Here is an 18,028-nt window from a genome sequence, read left to right on the forward strand (position 1 = left end):
CAGAGGCCCAGAACCTCGCGTTGGCCATCTCGGGTGACGCCGAGGGCGACATACACCGCCTTGTTCTTCACTGTCCGGCTGTCGGCGTCACGGATCTTCACGCGCAGCGCGTCGAAGATCACGATCGGATACATCCGCTCCAGCGCCCGGCTCTGCCATTCCCGAACCTCGTCCAGAACGGCGTCGGTGACGCGACTGATCAGGTCGGGCGAAACCTTCAGGCCATAGAGATCGAGCAGATGGGTCTGGATGTCCCGGACCGTCAGGCCGGCTGCGTAGAGCCCGATGATCTTGTCGTCCATCCCGTCGATCCGGGTCTGGCCCTTCTTCACCAGTTCCGGCTCGAAGCTGCTGTCGCGGTCGCGGGGCACCGCTACCGGCATCTCGCCGTCCTGCCCCTTCAGCACCTTGGTCGAGGCGCCATTCCGGCGGTTGCTCTGACCCGGTGGGGCTTCCTTGCCCTCTTCATAGCCAAGATGCGCCGTCAGCTCGGCGCCGAGCATCCGCTCCATGAGCTTGATCTTCAGCTCTTTCATCAGCCCGGCCTCGCCGAGCAGGTCCTCAGGGCGCTCTACGCCCTTCAGAAGTTCGTCCAGCAGTTCCTTGGAGATCGTCATGCATGCTTCCTTTCGAAGAAGCATGGACCGGATCACTCATACACAGAAGATCTGACACTCTCAGTCCGGCGTCATTTCATGACATGTCAGGCTGATGGAGGTATTCAAGGAAATATCACCTGAGCTCTGAAAGTATTGCCTTAATCTCCGCAATGCGGGCCTGTGGAGCAGGATGCGTTGCGAGAAATTCCGGTGCTCGATCGGCAACCGCTGCATCCATCCGTTGCCATAGAGCCACAGCCTCCTCAGGGCGGAAACCCGCCTCGGCCATCGTGTGTAGCCCCAGACGGTCGGCCTCCAGCTCCTGACGGCGCGAGTAGGGAAGAACCAGCCCATATTCGACACCAACTCCAAGCGCGGCAGCGATTTCGGCCGCGTATTCCACCTCACCGAATTGCAGTAGTAGCGACAGCACACGTAGTCCCCAGCCCTTTGCCACCTCCGCGTTCATTCGTTCTTGACTATGTTCCGCGTGAACATGTCCAATCTCATGACCGACGATGACGGCAAGCTGGTCTTCGTTCGCCACCACATTGAACATGCCTTCATAGACGCCGATCTTGCGTCCAGGCAGGGCGAAGGCGTTCACCTCAGGGCCGCGAAAAACCAGCACTTCCCAACTCTCCGGCGTCTCGTGGGCAGCGAGGAGCAATCTCCTCGACACGTCGTCCAGAGCAGCTTGCAGCGTCCTGTCCGCTGCGACGTCCGTGGTCTGCCGGATGTCTGCCCAAGCTTGAAGCCCCATCGCTTCAACGGTCGCGTCTGATACCAGATCAATTTTATCGCAGCCACCCAACAAGGACGCGGCGCTAGCGCCTGAAAGCTTCAACATCATGCGACGGTCGATCGAGCAGCGGCACATCAGGCGGCTCCTTATTCCAGTTGTCACCGAACTCTGCCCTCTTCTTCGCGTTCCGAAGCTCGGAGGGCGAGACAGGGCTGCCGGAGACCGCGCCGAAGACTTGGCTCGTAAACAGGGGCAGGTGGCCTAGCTGCGTGCGGCGTCGGCGAGCCGGCCGAGCGTGCCAGAGTCCGCGACGGGGTAGGGCTGGGCTGGGGCACGGTTTCTTGAGACAGTTCGTAGCGCTATTTCTCTGGATCAGGGGAGTACGATATGGACGACAAGAAGATGGCAACATCAGGCGCAACGGAGGCCGCGGCCTCGTCGGCGCGCGCCCATAAAAATACCGCATGAGTGTGGAAATGTTCCACCAAGTCATTGCTAAGACGTCGAGCTTTCAACACTTATGGCATGGGCTGGCGGCTATCACCCCCCGAAATCGTCTCGAGGCCCAGCTGAACTGCCTCAAGCTCTTCGGCGAGAGGATCATGCCATGAGATCCCGACCACCAAACCGCCGAAATCCAGATCCGCATCGGCAGCATGAACAGCTTCCCGGCCTCGGACGGGCCGAGATCAAGGCCGTCCGCCGAAAAAAAGCGAAAAAGGGAGTAGTCAAGCCTGAGGCTGCTTCGGGCTACCTCGCTCGGCAGCCCCCTCGATGTCATTGCTCTTACGGCGTAAGAGAGCTTCTTATCCGCACGAAGCAATCACTTGCGGCATTGCATCCCGGCAAGTGATTTCTTTTAGGGTGGTTTCTGAACTTTTCACTTCTCGTGGATGGATTGGATTGCTTGAAGTTCCTTTGAAATGGCATCAGAAATGCTTTCAAGATTCTTCATGAGGAATCTCGTGGCGTCGCTCCCGTCGTTTCTCCACTTGGCCTCTTCAAAGTGCAGTATCTCAGGAGGAGAAATCTCGCCGCTAACGACAAGCCGCTTATTGCCATATTCAGTCTCGATCTGGGATTCAAAGAAGAATTCATCGATAATACGAATGTTAGTGACTTTCATTTTGCCTACCTTTGCTTGGCTATCTGCCTTAGTCGATGGTATTGGCCGCTGTCGCAGCCTCACATCGGGTAGGTGGGTCTGTAACTCAGAGTGCAAAATAAAATTCATAAATCATCTGGCGGCTTTTGGGGTGAGAGCATAACAGGCTGCCGTGGGAACGGCCGACTAAAACCCCGTGCTCCGGCCAGTCCGAAGCGCCATGGCAGATCCTGCGCCTTGCTGATGCCAATGCGGGATCCGACAAGCAGGTCCGGCATTTCGGAAGGAAGGGCGATGGAAAGGTCGGTCCCGTCAAAAGGGGTGCCGTCGTCTTCGGGGCGGATATCGAGCGCCTGCGTCAGGCGTCCCGGGCCGCTGCAGAGCGCAGCACTGCCGCGCCGCATTCGCATGAGCGCCAAGCCGATCTGTGGGACAAGGGCTCGTATCAGCACCGCCTCCCCAGGCCGAGCGACCACGTTGAGGCAGAGATGAATGCCATAAGAGCGGTAGACGTAGGCGTGCCCCGCCGGCCCGAACATGGAGGCGTTTCGTTTCGTCGGTCCACGGAAGCTATGGGAGGCTGGATCATCTTGTGCGTAGGCTTCGGTCTCTATGATGACACCGCCTGCGCCGCGAACAAGCAGGTTGGCGCCGATCAGCTCGCGTGCCAGAGCGACCGCGCTCAGGTCGGCAATTTGCTCCTGGAAAGGTATTCTCGTCATGAACACCTCCAAGAGGTCACGGCACGTCATTCCAATGCATCAAGTGTGCAGTGGGTTTCGGCTGAGGGCGAGGCAGCCGAGCGGACAGACATGCCGCAGTAGGCGTATTAACCGCCACGTCGCTGGCGTCCTTTCAATCCAGCCCATATAGATCGCCCTCGCAAAATCTCAGCGTCAGGGAATGAGCATGCGCAACGACATATCGGACTTGCTGAACTTCGTTGGCCGCCACGAGGTCTGGCGCGATCGGCTGCAGGATGTAGTCGCCGAGCACCTGATGCCTGCGCTCGAGGAATTCGATCTCGAGGATGAAGAGCTTTCCGAACTTCTCGGAGAGCCATGGCCCGGCGTGCTGTGGGGCTGCGGGTTCGAGGACTTTCTGGGCCGTCGATATGACGACGAGAACATCATCGATCTCTATCTCAAACGGCGCGGCTGGAAGGAAGCGGCACTCAATCGGGATTACTTCGCGGCGCTGCGGGATACCCCTGTCAGCCTGTATGAAGTCAGTGAAGTGAAGTCGGGGACATCGATGGTGTTGCGGGACCTGCTTGGTGGCGCAGAGCCCGTGACCGTTCTCGAGCAATCTGCCACGCGTTCGCTGAAGCAATGGGATCGGATCGCGGTCCGGGTGGTGGCCGAACGCGACAACCACGTCATTTCGGGCGCACTGTTGGCGTTCTCGCCAGATGCAGTCGAGTTGTTGTTTGACGGACTGCGTGGGGCGCTGAAGCTGAGGAAGCGCGATGCACTGCGGCTCACCACGGACCAACTGCATGCCTGCGCGCCGATTTTTACCAGTGCCTGGCTATTCACCGCGCTGCCGCGCGCCATGTTTCCGCCGCAGCCGACGTTCTGCAACTCGGATGGCGAGGAGGTTATGTTTCACGATCTGCGGTTTCCGCTGGCAGCGGGCGTGACACAGAAGGACGTTGCCGCTTGCCTGAACAGGGTCAAGGCTCTGATCCCCGAAAAACGCCATTTCTGGAACTGGCTTGCTCCACGCCGCACCCGCCCGCACACGCAGGCGGAGGGCGTCATGTTGGATTCCCAGTTGGAAGGCAGGACGGTGCTGGGCTCTCTCGAGTTGAAGGGCAAGTCGCTGCTTGTCACGGTAAACTCGATTGAGCGCGCGGCGAAAGTCGAAGCATTGGTGAAAGAGGCTGCGGGAGAGCGTCTGAAGCCACCATTGACCACGATCCGCACTGTCGAACAGATGATGGCCGAGGAGCGCCCTGAACGGACGCTTGAGGGTGCCGACGAGATTCCGCCGCAGATCGCCCGTCAGATCACGCACGACTACCTGGACAAACACTACCGCGAAACGCTGGACGCGCCGTTGCCGGCGTTGGGCGGAAAATCGCCCCGTCAGGCAGTTCGTAGCGCAGCTGGCCGCGCAAAGGTGCTGGATTGGCTGAAGCTGATAGAGAACCGCAGTGCCCAAAATGGTGATGCCCTGATCAGTGAGTATGACTTCGGCTGGATGTGGGACGAACTTGGACTGCAGGAGCATAGAAGATAAGCAAGACCCTCATCTTTTTGTTCCCCCTTTGGTAGAGCAGTCGTTCAAGTTCGCCAATGATAGACGATGATGTCGTGCGAATTCTGCACCGAGGGCGAATGGCTGGTCCGAGAGTGGGGAAGTTGGATAAAGCAGCTTCGGGCATAAATGCGTCCTTCCCTGACTTTCCTTAGCCGACGGCTTTGATATCGGCTGTTTGGATCTCGTGACATGATCCTAAATGTCCTGCTAAACTTCTGGCACCAGTCAATGCACGTAGATTTGGCAAAACCGAAGGGGTTCCCAGACCGAGGTTGAAGAGGCCATCCAGCGGCTTATCTACACGCTTTTCCAAAGCATGAAATCCGCACCGGACAAGAAAAGCATATGGTCCAAGCGCGATTTTGGCTGGATAAAGTGTTTATGAATGGCTAAGCGCCTGCCAGCAATGGCATACTCGAAAGACATCAAATGAACGACTTCGACCTGAGCGACCTTGATCTCAATGATCTGAAGAAGCTGCACAAGGAGACCGCTGCCGCGATTCAGAGTTACGAAGCACGCCGTCGGCAGGAAGCGCTCGCGGCTGCGGAAGCTGCAGCCAAGGCTGCGGGGTATTCCCTGAAGGATCTCGTCGGTGCCTCAACCGAAAAGTCCTCCAAGTCGATCAACCCGCCCAAATACCGCAACCCCGATGATAAGACCCAAACCTGGAGCGGTCGTGGGCGCCAGCCCCAGTGGATCAAGGATGCGCTGGCGGCAAACAAGTCTCTCGATGACTTCCTGATCGTCAAGTAAGGCAGAGCTCCGGCGGTGCGCCGCGCGTATCGCCGGTTCATTGGTTGTCTTTCCTATGAGTTGCATACTCTACTAGGCAATCCTCCAAAAAAGACCGTTTTTAGTGGTCCACCCCATGGGATGAACAGCCTATAGAAGAAGATGCCCGCCTGATCTGACGTCATTTTCAAACCTTTCACTACATCTGTCTTTCGGCACTCCCTCCCGAAACGGACCTCGATGTTCACCGCGGCGAACGACAACTCCAAGATCGCAACCGGACATCAGGATGGCAGCAGCCGACTGGCGACTGTGGGCTGGCTTCGGACATTTGAGATAGCCCTCGGTCGCCCGTTCGTGATTGGCTGAGCCATGGCCGTTGAGTTCTGGGGTCAGCCTATTTCTGGGAGGATTATTGATGAGATATATTTCAGTTGCGCTTTCATTGATCTTGCTGGTTGATATGAACCACAGCCCGGCGAATGCGCAGAGCGTCATGTTCGAGTATTTCACGACACTAAGTCCCCGAGATACTTATAGCTCTCAAGGCGTGCCTCTTAACGACGTCTGCGCCATCGTCCAGCAGGACCGGGCGAATGTGCACAGGTTCGGGAATCCCGACAGGGAGGAGCCGGACCCTTTCTTCACCAGCCCGGAGCGTCGAGCAATGATGACCGGGAAGTGCGAGTATGACCGCAGTCACCACACTGTAGAGCGCATTCGGAGTCAGCTTATCGGGTTCGTTCTGGTGCGCATCTATGGCTCCGGCGGTCAGATCTCCCGCGTGGAAATAATCGAAGCTGCAGGTTAGGTCGCCTGTTCGCCTTTCATGCAAGAGTGGCGCCGCGACGGTCAGCGGTAGCGTGTCCGCTTCCCGCTGACTACGGCCATGGGCCTCTGCGAAGCGACCGACGGTTTTGTCCGCTGAGCGGACATTAAGCATGCACGGCTCCCGAAGATTTCCTCAGGAGCCTTAGCTCAACACGCCTTTGCACTCACGAAGGTTTCGTTGAAGGCTGCGCCACGAAGTGCAGAGGGCTGGTTCGCGAGAAGCGGTATACCGTCCCTGATACCGAGGGATACCGCTGTGCTAAGCTCTCGGCGCGGTGCTATCCGATGGTGATGTCGCGCGTCTGCTGCGCCGCCAGCACGACACGGTCGATTTCTCCCTTCTGCACAGCCCGTAACGGCATTTCGTCGTCCAGATCCTCGCATGGGGCGACTAACCAAGCCGCCTTCTGCAGCTCCGAGTAATCTGGGTCCAGCGCCTCAAGCACCGGTTGCAGGCTAGGCTGTGCAAGCATCTCCGCAGGATCGCCGAATTCGTTCTCGAAGCGCGCTCGCAACTCCGCGGTCATCTCGTCGATCTTTCGCTCAGCGTCATCCATAATCCATAATCCACTCTGTATGTTTATATATTTATAAGAATATACCTTTGTATAAAAATATAAATCTAGTCGATCGAGCTGCTGCTAGTGGCCCTTGTCGCCTCGCGCCTCGGAGCGGGGCTTGGTCGCGCTCATAGGGCGTAGCGACACCAACGCCGCTTATCCCTGATATTGCTGAGGAAACTCAGGGGCAGTCTTTGTCATCAGCTGGAACGCGAAGCCATTTGCTGAAATACCAAGACAGGTCCGGAGCGGCGCCGGATTTCGCGATCGCGATGACGGCATCTGCGCGCTCTTTCGTGCCAAGCTCGGGCAGGGCAATGATGTCGTGCGCAGACATGCCAGCTTCGAGGAGCTGTTGATCCGTAAGACTGCCGGCCGCTTTGTAGCAGCGATCATCGACCACGATCCCTAATACATGCCGCGTGCTTCAGCCGTGAAGTCGGCTGGGCTTTCAACCGTCTCCCACTGATCATCGGGGAGTTCGAGGCGTCGCCGCAACTCAGCCTCCGAGCTTGAACGTCGCGGAAGGGCTCGGAGCGGCCCTTCGCTGCAATGCGCATCAATGACCGCTGAGCGGACCTTCCAGACCTTCGCTGCATCTGCATAGTTTTCGCCGCAGCTACGAGGACTTCTCGGACGAAGAGCGGAGAGCGGAGAGCGGTGGTTCGCTGCGAACGTAACAAACGACCGTTCTGGGCCCGGAGAAAAAACTCGCAGGTTTTGACAATCGCGGATACTTCTCGATGGATCTGTCAGATGGAGCTCCTGGCAGCGCTTTACCGTCAACTATGGGTATGATACCCATTCCGTGGACCATGGGGACGGGATGATGCAGATGATTGGCTCGGCTGACGCGCGCGCGATAGCGGGCCTTACGCACAATAGACTACGTGAATGGACTGGTCGGCGCGGGCTCGTTGAGCCCGACATCCCCGCGAGAGGCAAAGGCACGCAAGCTCGTTTTTCGTGGCGCACACTTTTGATATTGAGACTCGCGAAAAGCCTGCAGGATGATCTTGGAGTGGAACTCTCTGCTCATAAGCAGAACCTCAAGGGTATTCAGAATGCACTTCAAGGTGAATCCCTGCAAGCTCTTTGGAAGAAGGCCGCAGTCTTCTCGTTGACACATGGCCCGTCGCTGGTCCAAGAGACTGATTTATTGGCGTCGCCGCAAAAAGCGATGATCGTGATGATGTTACAGCCGCATCTGCGTGATATCGTCAAGGCTTTCGGCGTTGCAGAGCCGACAATGCAACTACCGCTTTTTCCTGTGTCGAGTATTCGATGATGTCGATAGCCGACGATCAGCAACGCCGCGCACTTGCGACACTGTTAAAAAAAACTAGGCTACAACAACGACAGCGGCTGGATTGCCGCCGACGACATAGATCAGCTGAAAAGCCATCGCTTTGCTTTACAGCAGGCGCGCGACGAGATGGCTCTCGTTGGAGCGTTCTGTTTACGCGCCCCGGATTCCAACGCTGGGTCTACGCCTCTTGTATATGTATCGCTTGCAGAGGATTCATTTGCTGCACAGGAAATTAATCGGCGTGTCTGGAGTCAAGGAATTGCGCCATATCTCCTGATTGTCACCGGCGATCAAATCTATGTTTGTCACGGATTTTCCTATGCCCACACTGATTGGATCAAGACCGTCCATCAGTATGATTTATCGCAGCTGCAGGAGCTTCCTGACGAGTCATTACAGTCGATGCGACCGAACGAGGACATCGCTCATAACCTATGGGATCTTAGAGCTGTAAAGTTGCGCACCTCGCTATTCTGGCGCGATCATTCGATCGACGTCGACGGACGCGTTGATCGCCGACTTTTGAAAAGTCTAAATGCGCTGAGCACTATTCTAATCGCCGGCCAGGGAGTTTCGACCGCTCTATCACCTGGAGCCGCTAATGGTTTGATCGGTCGATTTCTTTACGTATTCTTCCTCGCGGATCGAAGAATTATTGACGAGACCTGGTTGGCCACTCGCGGTCACGACGATATTGCCCTTCATGACCAAACGTGTGAATGGACTACGTTGTCAACTTTCAAACTATTCGACGATCTAGATTCCATCTTTAATGGCAGCGTTTTTTCCACTAAATGCTGCGCATCGCGCTGAAATTGACCATACTCATATCAATTTAGTGCGGTTGGTGATGAAGCATGGCTCCGAGCCTGATGCAAGCGGTTCGGTGCAGCTAAGCTTCCTTGATTTCTACCTCGGCGTCATCCGCACCGAAACGCTGTCTTCAGTCTACGAGCAGTTTCTAGAAAATTTGGAACAAGGTGAACGCCGCCGTTCAGGTGCTTTCTACACACCGCCCTTTATTGTCGATTTCATGCTCGACCGGCTTGAAGAAGAGATTGCCCTAACCGACGGGGTCAAGGTGCTTGACCCTGCTGCTGGTTCCGGCGTATTTCTGGTTGGCGCCTACCGAAGGATAATTGAACGCTTTCGGCTAACTGCCCCGCACCAAGCGCTAAATATAAAAGATGTCAAAGGCCTATTAACGCGCAATATTTTCGCCGTCGAGCGGAACGTCGACGCTTGTAATGTGGCTGCCTTTAGTCTTTATCTCACGATGCTTGATTACGTCGATCCGCGCGACCTGACGCGGGTTGCCGCTGGTGAAGATCCAGAAAAACTCTTTCCGCCAGTTGTCGGCCATAATATCTTGCACGCCGACTTCTTCGAAGATGGGGGCAAGATCGACCTGCCAATGGTATCCTGTGTTATAGGCAACCCCCCATGGCAAACCGTCCAGAAGCTTCAATCCAAGGCTGCCATCGATTGGCAGATTAAAAACAGCCAGATGGCACCTATTGGAAATGGCCAGGTTGCCGAACTCTTTGTTTGGAAGGTATTATTTGAGCATCTTGAAGAAGGTGGCTATCTCGGTTTTCTCATTCCTTCAAAATCCTTCGTTAACCCAACTTCATGGAAGTTTCGGAAAGAACTGGCCCGTCGCTATACGATCGTTGGAGCTGCGAACTTCGCGCATTTTCGTCATCGATTGTTTGCAAAGGCCAAGCACCCCGGGATCGCTGCATTCTTCCGCAAATCCGCGACACCGCCACGGCACCAGTGTTGGATTTACTCACCGCTGTCGACCAGTCAGCCAGTTGCGGCAAAAAAGCGACCGTGGACGATAATTTTCGACCGCGCTGATGTGCAGCATGTTCGACAAGAGCGGCTCGCGCGCGATCCGCGTGGCTGGTTCGATGCTTTGGTTCTGCACCCGATTGATCGGCAGATCAAAATGTTCGTCAGAGATCAGGTCGAGCTTGAGAAAATTTCGACCTTCGAGACTCTTAGCTTTCGAGTGGGAGCTGGTATAAGTCGAGGAGGAAGTCCCTCTGAAACCGGAATCGAAAAACATTATCTGCTCGACGCGCCTGACGGTAGGTTCGACGGAACAGGTGACAATCCAGTGTCCTCTGGCACTCAGGGAAGTTTGTTCCACGACGAGATGATCTTGTTGCCTCCTGAGCAGTTGTCGAGGGTAGCTCCTTCGTATGCGCAGAAATTTAGCGGCAACATCCTCTTGGTTCCGCGAAACATGAAAAGTGTTCGGGTCGTCTTAGAACCAGTCGGCTTTACCTCGAGCAGCATGGCTTTCTTCTTCAAAAAGCCGGCAAAGGACGTGAGCGAGCGCGAAGTGAAATTGCTAGCCGCGGCGGGACGTTATCTAACATCACAGTTAGGGCTTTATATGATTGCAACGACCGGGCGCCGATGGATGCTCGACCGTCGCAATCTTGAACCTGAGGATCTGAAGGCATTGGCTGTGCCAATTTCAGGACTGGATGATCCCCGGATCGACGGAATCTTAGCTGAAAAGGCCGACACGTTAGATACTTATCTAATGAACCTCCTCGGCTTGACTGAAGAGATGCAGAAAGCGGTCTACGAATTCATAGGTTTTCGAATGGGCTTCCAAGATGGGGATATTCCCAACGAGGCGCTGACACTACCGAAGCCGGGGGGACTCGACTGCTACATGGACACAGTTATAGAACAACTTGCGAGCCTATCCGGTCGCAATAATGCTTTCGCTGTTGACTACCTAGATGCGCCTGAATCTGGCGTTGGGGCGCTTGCCGTCCACTACCTTGGAACAGTTGAACCACCTCCTGATCTGGCGGCCGCCTGTAGCAGCGCGATTGAGATATATTTCGGAGATAGTGGCAATGCATTTACTGACAGTTTGTCGCTGCGCGCAAATAATCAGAAATCCATTGTCACAGTGGTCAAGCCGTTGGAATACTATCGCTGGACCATCGACAGCGCAGTAGCTGATAGCCAAAAGATCTTCTCGGCATTCATGGCACAATGATCGTGACAGGCCAAAACTTTACTCTCATGTCTCTACCAGAACGTTTGCGCGCGAACGGCATGCCCTCGATCCAAGCCGACACGTGGAGCTGCTTCATTCAGGAGGCCGTGTCCCTAGTCTACCAGGCTGCCGATGAACTCAAATCGACAAAAACGTGGTCTGAGTTCTGCCAGAAACGCGGAGCACTCAGCACACCCAAAACGAAATCCAAAAAAGGAAGTATCATCCAAATCCCGATTGAGGATGCAATCACAACCGAGCTTGGCCACATCGTTCGGCGACTGCGTCGCCAACTCCCTGCTTCACATATGTTACGCGCGCATGAAGCAGTATTCGAAGTGGAACACCAGATCGAGGATTCTCAGCGGACTGGACGTAATTCGAAGAAAGCAGATTTTCTCTTTTATTCGCAGATTGGAGATGGCGCGCCGGAGATTGCAATTGAAGCAAAACCCCTAACCACAAAAGGAGATATTGACAATCGATACCTCGCAGGAGAGGGGATGGGGTGTTTTTTTACAACCGACAGCCCATATTCCCGGGCGCCCGTTGCCGGCATGTTGGCTTATACGATCGATTTTGGGTCGGGCTCCTACAAGGCTGATATCGACAACGCGCTCGGGATATATCTTCCAACGCCTTTGCATGTCTGCGACGTAAGCTTCAAATTCGGTTCTCATGTGTCGCCGATCACTTATTCCCAACACGATCGCGCCGCACTAAACTTGAGCCCAGTGTCGATGCTGCATTTTGAAATGGTCTTCGGGCCGGTTGTAATCGGGCCCGCGGCTGTTTGACTGGCAGCACAAATCTCCAGAACCTCATTTATACGCTAGGGGAATCTGGATAGCTCCAGCAGGTAGATGTTTGCTTGAGAGGCCTTTCTGCAAAAGGCAAAATGACGCTCTCGGATAACGTTCAAGATGCCGGAACGACCGGAAAAGCGACGAAGCAGAAGTCAGATTCGACGTAGCCGACGGTCCACTTTGGGCCGAAATCAGCGTTGGGCAAACCCAGCTCTTGTTGGTAGGCGTTGAGACAGACCTAAGGATCACATAGTGTCTTTATAGACACATTACTGGATAGGTCGATTACCGATGCGCACGAGCAGATCTATAACGGGGGCAAACAACATTGGACTGGCAGGACTGGCTACCCCTTTCGCCCGAAGCATTCGAGAGCCGGCTGCGCCAGCATCTGGATAGGACGTCTGAGTTCGATGACGCCGTTGACCTTTACAATGAACTAATCACGAATTGCGGTCATAATCCCCGACATGTGGGCAATGTAGCAAGGGCAATCGCCGCCCTGATGCATCGGCGCGACATGCAATGGGAGCGGCTGCTTTTCCTCGAGCTGACTGCCCGTGCCAAGTATACTGCCGGGGATGTCCACGGGGCATTCGAAGCACTCGATATGCTTGCCCGCGCCGACGACACTGATGATACGCGGGAGGTAGTGCTCGAGATATTAAACGCCGCGGTTGAAGATACCGGCTCCGTCGCATCGAGCATTGATCACCATCCGGTGGTGCTCCGCGCTGCCGCGGGGTTGCTCGAACATTTTGCTCTCTGGGATGAACTCGGCGATCTGAAGCTGCGGAGCGCACTGCTCTACTCTCGGCACGGCGCCTCGCAGGCCGCCTATCGCACCATCGTCGATGTCGAGAGCAAGGCGTATGAGGTCGGGTCGCGGCCCTTGCTGGCGCGCGCGCTCCAAGCAGCAGTTGTCGTTTCATTAGAGGAAGGCGATGCAGATTTTGCGGTCAAGATGGGCCGAGAGGCGCTCGCGATCCTTGCCGAACTCGACGCCAGACTGCCGGTGGAGCTACTCGCCAATCTCGGCACCGCCTTCATGCGGAACGGTGACACCGTGAACGGTGAAAATTATCTGAGGCGCGCAATGAATGAAGCGGAGGCCGGCAGTGATATCGGCCCGGTGCTGATGGCCAACCTCGCGGCCTGTCTACGCGAGGCCGGAAACTTCGTCGATGCACAGTCAATGATCGCCAAAGCCAGACACGCGCACGATGGGAACAGTGACCCGGAGGCTATCCTCGAATTGGAACTTGTCGCGGCGCGAATCTGCGCTGAAAGCGGCGACGCCTGTGCCGTAGGTCCAGCGCTTGCCGCCGCGGCCCGCGCTCTCGATGAAGTGCTTCGTGATGTTTTACGCTTCCATCACCGGCGCGGCCTACGCGAGCGCTACCTTCCGCGTTTCGACAAACTGATGGCCGCCATGCCTGACGAAGGGCCGGCATGTGAAGCACTCGAGGCACTTGTCGCCTGCCGCGGAAATGCTCTTGGAGACTGGCTGGCGCTACTTGAGTGGAGCCGGAAAACGGCGACACTGGTGCAGACAGACGAAGTGGTCGCGCTCGAACAGGCGCTCGAGTGTCTGCGCGGCGAAGGAGTGCCGCATCTGTTCGGCTTCTTGGAGAAATATGACGATGTCTGGGACTGGAGAAACCCAGTCGGTGATCAGTGGGACAGGCTCTCTCAGATCATCGCGTCGCTCGATGGCCGTTCCGGTCCGGCCCTCGGCCAAGCTGGCCAAGTTGCGATGATCGACGCGGCTCGCAAACGGCTGGCCGAAGGAGATTGCATTATGGCGATCACCCATGCCGGCGACCCGCTTTTGTGGTCGTTCTATGGCGACCGATACCGGCGAACCGCCCTGCCTGCGGACACGCGGTCCGACTGGGCTGTGGCGCAGCTGCGTTTCTCGTGTGGCGAGACTGGGCGACAGGAATTCGCCAACGCGCTGGATAGTTGGCTTGATACAGTGTCTCCGCTACTTGGGCCAGTCCTCGACGACCTTGCCGCAGGCGGTGTTCGCTCGATCCGCTATCTGCAGGATTTCAGTCCGTCCCCGCCGATGACCGCGCTGGCCATGCGACATCCACGCCTCCTTGAGCGCATGCGGCAGGGCATGTTTGAGGTCCGGCACATCGCGGCGTTGGTGCTGTCGGTCGAGCCTCGTCAGATAAGTGGAGGTGTCGCGGCTGTCGTCGACCGCGACGGTGATTTGGTGCTGCCCCGCCACGAGGCGATTGCATTCGCGGATGCGGCGAATCTTCCGCCGCCGGTTGTCATTGACACCGGTGCAACGGAGGAACTCCCGGAACTGCTTGGCGATGCAGAGGTGTTGATGGTCTCGACGCACGGGACGCCGCTAATCAACTACACCGATCCGTATTTTGCATCGATCGGTGGCGAAGCCCCGCATCCAGTATCGATCAGGCAGCTGCAGGCATATGGCGACAGCCTCGGCCTGCGGCTTGTGCTGCTCAACGCCTGCTATTCCGGTGCCGGATCAGCTCGCAATTTCCAGCAGAGATTCCGCACAGCCGACGCGGTGAGCTTTCCGGCATGGTCACTGCTCAGCGGCTGCGCCATCGCCTGTGCAAGCGCGTGGCGGACGAGTGATACGGCGCAGTATCTTTTCTCGCGGTTTTCTGGCGAGGGACTTGGTGACGGTCTGTCGCCATCCAGCGCAGTTACGTCGGCGATGGCACGGCTTCATTTGGTCACCCGGGACGAGGCCATCGCAGCGCTGTCGATAATTGCGGATTCGGCCGACCGGGAGGCAGCGACCAAGCGGCTTGCCAACGCGCCACAGCATGGTGCATTCAGCCACCCTTATCTGGGCGGTGCCATGGCGATCCACAGCCTGCTATGACCTGCGCCGATGCTAATCTGGGCGTTACTGCGGATTATCAGTCCACCTACTGCCAGGTTTTTGTCATCTCCCCGTTCGCATCCGACGCCCTGCGACTGGGTAGATCCTTTTGATACTCGACATTTATAATTGGGCGGAGGAATAGCGTTTTTTTATCTGGGGCGCTGACTCTTTCGATCGGAGGTTCACGAGCAAAGTAATGAACGTCCGCATACGGGAGCGCTGCAGAGCAGCATTCCCGTTCAGCCACCGTCCGCTCTGGGCCGATTATGCCACTGCACGCTTACTGCACCCGCAGAAGACTCCATGTTCAGCACGGTAAGAAGGGCTCGGTCCTGACCTTCGCTGCGTCGGTCAGCAAGGTCGGCTTAGGGCCGAGAGCGTCCGGCTCAGCTGCTCAGAGGCCTCGGCTCTGCAAAGTCCGCTCCCTGCGCACGGCCCCCGTTCATCCAAGACGCAGCGAATGTCAGCTCCCCGCCCGACCTACCTATTCAATGCAATCGGCCCTCTACGTGCACCCCAGATTGGGACCTTGAATAGTTCAGGATACGGCCACGCTCCACGACGAAGCGTTTCTTGACAGACATTTCTGTAGCCCGTGCCATGAACCCAGTTCCCCGGCATGGAACATTTGGATCCCACTCATCTCCTCGACGCCAAGCCGGTGGCGCAGCTGCTGACCACGGCAGACTACGTGCAGCTGCTCCATCCGATCGCTGCGATCGGAAAGCCGACGATCATGACGTCCGTAGCCGGCATGCGGATGCACAGCAGAATTTACCGAACCTATGAGGCGCCCTGGATCGCCGAGTGCTGCGTTGACACAGCCGCCTACATTACCCTGAACCGCTTTCATGGCCCCCGTCGGGACCGGCGACTGGCCGCCCTGAATGCTCTTTACCTGGACCTCGACGTCGACCTCGCACCCCGGGCCCTCGCCTCGGATCCGGCAGCCTGGGCGCAGGCGTTCACCCGCGATGTCGAGCACCGCGGTCTGCCGGCCCCGTCCTTTGTGAACTTCACGGGGCGCGGGCTTGCGGCCATCTGGTTGATCAACGATTTGCCCCCGAGGGCCAGACGGCGCTGGAGCGCCGCGCAGAAGGCGCTCATCGGCCTGTATCGCAGCCACGGCGCGGATCCTCGCTGCTGCGACACCGCCCGGGTGTTTCGAATTCCGGGCTCGATCAACCTCAAGAGCGGCCGCACGGTCGAGATCCTTGGCGGAAGCCTGCAGCGCCATTCCTTCGAGGACCTCGCGGACCGGATCTACATCGCTTCCGGTCGACCGACCCGCCGGGAACTGCAGGCCCGAAAGAGACAGAAGGCGTCTTCGTGGAAGGGCGGGTCGCGCCGGTCCAGGCTGAGCCCCGGCCAGCGCTTCGTCGCAATTCAAGAAGACTTGGAACGCCTGCTGGATGCTTGGGGCGGTCGTGTGCCGGTCGGCCACCGGAACACATGGCTGCACCTGTGGGCCACCTGCCTGACGCATCAAGAGAACCCCGGGGATGTCGACGCGCGAACCCATGCGATGGCGAGCATCGCGACCCCGGGCTCTCCACCAACGAAGTGGGTGCCATCGCCAAGCATGCCGCGGAAAGGGCAGCGCTTCCCCGAAGCGGATCACCGATGTCGGACGGCCGCTATCATTATGCCGGCGCCACACTTGCCGACCTGCTCTGCGTCTCGGACGAGATGGCGCGTGCGCTCGGCCTGCGGCAGATCTTCTCCATGATGGAACGCAAGCGCCGGAAAGCCGGACGGCAACGAATGCGCCGAGCGGCCTCCGGAGCCGTGACACGGGCGAGCTATCTCGCTGCGAACGCGTTATCGCGCACGAAGCCGTGGGAGGCGCAGGGGATTTCGCGGGCCACCTGGTATCGCCGGCAAAAGGCCGATGCAGAGACGTCAAACATGCGGGAAGCCCAAGAGCATCTGGGTGAGACAGGTTCGTGCTCACTACAAGGAGCTTCGCTCTGCCGAAGGCTCGGGGAGGAAGAGGGAGTTACCCGGACAACTACTCAGTCCCCTCCAAACACGCCCATGCGCACAAGAGGCGACGAGAACCTCGCCAGAAGCCAGAGGGAGCGACAGGGCGCCGACAATGGAACACGGGAGGTCCCGTCGCTGCTGGCCCAGACAAAAGTGATCGTTGCCCAATATCGAGCAGAGACGTCGGAAGGGCAGGGCGTGACCGGCCTCCAAATAGACGAGGTGGAGCTGCGCCGGATGGCGTTCGCCTCCGTTGGCGGCACTGGCCTCATCCCATCGATCGGTCAGGTTTTGCATGGGGATGCCGCCGCGGAGCCGCGAGGCGCCAAGAGGCAGTCCGAGCTGGGCTGTCGCCCTAGTCAATCGCGGTCGCGCCAGCCCGGCCGCATGACCTTGTCGAGGTTTTCATAGGGGGCAGAGTCGAGGAAGCGCTGGAGACGTTCGAGCTCCCTCGGCCGACCGCCGTCCGGTGGGGTTCCCGAGGTGACGCATCCAAAGGCTCACCCCGAGGGCAACGACGACGGAGGCGATCGACAGAATGATCTCGAAGGTGGTCATGGGCTCTCCTGCATTCGATATCGCATGATGGCTTGAGGCTCCGGATCGCGCCGAGGAGGGGCAGCTAACATGCCCTCCTGCAGCCGAGTGATCGCCACCCGCTTGTAGCGTGGCGTCCCTCCATGCAGGGTCACCCCCAGTTATCTTCAGCTTTTGCGGGATCGCCATGCTGTCTCCTTCAGTCACGACCATGCTTGTTGCCCTCGCGCAGGCTCCCGATCCAAGGGCGCATGCCGCGGAACTGAAACGGATCAGCCGCGCGCTTCTGGAAAGGCCGGAGGACGCGGCGGCGCTGCTGGCCCAGATGGCCGGCAGCACGACAGCCGGGCATGACGAAGAGCACATGAGCCAGCTGCTCGGCACGGTGCTCGATGAGGCCCGGATGGCGCGGGAGAACGGCCAGCGGCGCGGCGCGCTGTTTATCGAGAGCCTTGAGGCGCAGCTCGGCAAGCTGGTCACATCGAATGACCTGAGCCTCAGGGGAAGCCTGGCGGTCTCCGGGACGTGGGTGCGTGCAGGCCTGAGTCCGCCCAACATCCTCGCCGCGCGGCAGGGATGTATTCCCCGAAACGGTGGAAGACAGCGACGATCCGGCCGCTCTGGAAACCCTGCTCGACGGC

General features: G+C 57.8%; 16 protein-coding genes and 1 pseudogene. 11 read left to right on the plus strand and 6 right to left on the minus strand.

The window, feature by feature from the left end:
* The coding region (locus tag MBELCI_RS15590; RefSeq protein ID WP_045320306.1) for an IS256 family transposase at nt 1-617 on the minus strand (617 nt) is incomplete at its 3' end.
* 115 nt (nt 618-732) lie between these two features.
* The gene (locus tag MBELCI_RS15595) at nt 733-1,479 is read right to left on the minus strand and encodes a M48 family metallopeptidase (RefSeq protein ID WP_021695213.1); all 747 of its coding nucleotides are present in this window, start codon (nt 1,477-1,479) and stop codon (nt 733-735) included.
* A 383-nt stretch (nt 1,480-1,862) separates the two neighbouring features.
* On the opposite strand from MBELCI_RS15595, the pseudogene MBELCI_RS21960 reads away from it, so the two are divergent.
* Nucleotides 1,863-2,047, plus strand: a pseudogene (locus tag MBELCI_RS21960) (IS5/IS1182 family transposase); the annotation flags it as partial.
* 177 nt (nt 2,048-2,224) lie between these two features.
* Here the strand turns inward: MBELCI_RS21960 and MBELCI_RS15605 are convergent.
* Both MBELCI_RS15605 and MBELCI_RS15610 read right to left on the minus strand, forming a co-directional pair.
* Entirely contained in the window at nt 2,225-2,470 is a 246-nt protein-coding gene (locus tag MBELCI_RS15605; RefSeq protein ID WP_045320308.1) for a hypothetical protein, read from the minus strand.
* A gap of 104 nt (nt 2,471-2,574) precedes the next feature.
* Nucleotides 2,575-3,171 carry a DNA-3-methyladenine glycosylase gene (locus MBELCI_RS15610; RefSeq protein ID WP_045320319.1) on the minus strand — a complete coding sequence of 199 codons (597 nt, stop codon included), beginning with the start codon at nt 3,169-3,171 and terminating at the stop codon, nt 2,575-2,577.
* 187 nt (nt 3,172-3,358) lie between these two features.
* On the opposite strand from MBELCI_RS15610, the gene MBELCI_RS15615 reads away from it, so the two are divergent.
* The 3 genes from MBELCI_RS15615 (at nt 3,359) to MBELCI_RS15625 (ending at nt 6,260) form a co-directional block, all read left to right on the plus strand.
* Complete coding sequence (locus MBELCI_RS15615; protein WP_021695215.1) at nt 3,359-4,693, plus strand: DUF7986 domain-containing protein; 1,335 nt, start codon at nt 3,359-3,361, stop codon at nt 4,691-4,693.
* Nucleotides 4,694-5,143: 450 nt separating this feature from the next.
* Nucleotides 5,144-5,470, plus strand: coding sequence for an H-NS histone family protein (locus MBELCI_RS15620; protein WP_021695216.1), 327 nt, complete (start codon nt 5,144-5,146; stop codon nt 5,468-5,470).
* Between the two features lie 397 nt (nt 5,471-5,867).
* Complete coding sequence (locus tag MBELCI_RS15625) at nt 5,868-6,260, plus strand: hypothetical protein (RefSeq protein WP_131505569.1); 393 nt, start codon at nt 5,868-5,870, stop codon at nt 6,258-6,260.
* 298 nt (nt 6,261-6,558) lie between these two features.
* On the opposite strand, the gene MBELCI_RS15630 is transcribed toward MBELCI_RS15625, so the two are convergent.
* Both MBELCI_RS15630 and MBELCI_RS20805 read right to left on the minus strand, forming a co-directional pair.
* Entirely contained in the window at nt 6,559-6,837 is a 279-nt protein-coding gene (locus MBELCI_RS15630; RefSeq protein WP_021695217.1) for a hypothetical protein, read from the minus strand.
* Between the two features lie 184 nt (nt 6,838-7,021).
* On the minus strand, nt 7,022-7,243 hold the full coding sequence (locus MBELCI_RS20805) for a hypothetical protein (RefSeq protein WP_131505571.1): 222 nt from the start codon (nt 7,241-7,243) through the stop codon (nt 7,022-7,024).
* Nucleotides 7,244-7,666: 423 nt separating this feature from the next.
* Between MBELCI_RS20805 and MBELCI_RS20515 the strand changes: the two genes are divergently transcribed.
* The 7 genes from MBELCI_RS20515 to MBELCI_RS15670 form a co-directional block, all read left to right on the plus strand.
* Complete coding sequence (locus MBELCI_RS20515) at nt 7,667-8,128, plus strand: MerR family transcriptional regulator (protein ID WP_131505573.1); 462 nt, start codon at nt 7,667-7,669, stop codon at nt 8,126-8,128.
* 147 nt (nt 8,129-8,275) lie between these two features.
* Complete coding sequence (locus tag MBELCI_RS20810) at nt 8,276-8,962, plus strand: hypothetical protein (RefSeq protein WP_131505574.1); 687 nt, start codon at nt 8,276-8,278, stop codon at nt 8,960-8,962.
* On the plus strand, nt 8,922-11,180 hold the full coding sequence (locus MBELCI_RS20105; protein ID WP_021695219.1) for an HsdM family class I SAM-dependent methyltransferase: 2,259 nt from the start codon (nt 8,922-8,924) through the stop codon (nt 11,178-11,180). The genes MBELCI_RS20810 and MBELCI_RS20105 overlap by 41 nt, the downstream gene beginning before the upstream one ends.
* Before the next feature lie 107 nt (nt 11,181-11,287).
* The gene (locus tag MBELCI_RS20815) at nt 11,288-11,977 is read left to right on the plus strand and encodes a hypothetical protein (protein WP_145973720.1); all 690 of its coding nucleotides are present in this window, start codon (nt 11,288-11,290) and stop codon (nt 11,975-11,977) included.
* A 337-nt stretch (nt 11,978-12,314) separates the two neighbouring features.
* Complete coding sequence (locus MBELCI_RS15655) at nt 12,315-14,861, plus strand: CHAT domain-containing tetratricopeptide repeat protein (protein WP_021695220.1); 2,547 nt, start codon at nt 12,315-12,317, stop codon at nt 14,859-14,861.
* 622 nt (nt 14,862-15,483) lie between these two features.
* Nucleotides 15,484-16,593: a hypothetical protein gene (locus tag MBELCI_RS15660; RefSeq protein WP_045320315.1), complete on the plus strand. Its 1,110-nt coding sequence runs from the start codon at nt 15,484-15,486 to the stop codon at nt 16,591-16,593.
* 1,005 nt (nt 16,594-17,598) lie between these two features.
* On the plus strand, nt 17,599-18,028 hold a 430-nt coding region (locus MBELCI_RS15670), incomplete at its 3' end, for a hypothetical protein (protein WP_131505577.1).

It is taken from the genome of Limimaricola cinnabarinus LL-001 (genome assembly GCF_000466965.1).
In the GTDB taxonomy this organism is placed as follows: Bacteria; Pseudomonadota; Alphaproteobacteria; order Rhodobacterales; family Rhodobacteraceae; genus Limimaricola; species Limimaricola cinnabarinus.

Excerpts from the sequence above, each read along its gene's own strand:
- MBELCI_RS15595 (WP_021695213.1), bottom strand. The coding sequence starts at position 1,479 with ATGTGCCGCTGCTCGATCGACCGTCGCATGATGTTGAAGCTTTCAGGC.
- MBELCI_RS15605 (WP_045320308.1), bottom strand. The coding sequence starts at position 2,470 with ATGAAAGTCACTAACATTCGTATTATCGATGAATTCTTCTTTGAATCC.
- MBELCI_RS15610 (WP_045320319.1), bottom strand. The coding sequence starts at position 3,171 with ATGACGAGAATACCTTTCCAGGAGCAAATTGCCGACCTGAGCGCGGTC.
- MBELCI_RS15615 (WP_021695215.1), top strand. The coding sequence starts at position 3,359 with ATGCGCAACGACATATCGGACTTGCTGAACTTCGTTGGCCGCCACGAG.
- MBELCI_RS15620 (WP_021695216.1), top strand. The coding sequence starts at position 5,144 with ATGAACGACTTCGACCTGAGCGACCTTGATCTCAATGATCTGAAGAAG.
- MBELCI_RS15625 (WP_131505569.1), top strand. The coding sequence starts at position 5,868 with ATGAGATATATTTCAGTTGCGCTTTCATTGATCTTGCTGGTTGATATG.
- MBELCI_RS15630 (WP_021695217.1), bottom strand. The coding sequence starts at position 6,837 with ATGGATGACGCTGAGCGAAAGATCGACGAGATGACCGCGGAGTTGCGA.
- MBELCI_RS20515 (WP_131505573.1), top strand. The coding sequence starts at position 7,667 with ATGATGCAGATGATTGGCTCGGCTGACGCGCGCGCGATAGCGGGCCTT.
- MBELCI_RS20810 (WP_131505574.1), top strand. The coding sequence starts at position 8,276 with ATGGCTCTCGTTGGAGCGTTCTGTTTACGCGCCCCGGATTCCAACGCT.
- MBELCI_RS20105 (WP_021695219.1), top strand. The coding sequence starts at position 8,922 with ATGGCAGCGTTTTTTCCACTAAATGCTGCGCATCGCGCTGAAATTGAC.
- MBELCI_RS15660 (WP_045320315.1), top strand. The coding sequence starts at position 15,484 with ATGGAACATTTGGATCCCACTCATCTCCTCGACGCCAAGCCGGTGGCG.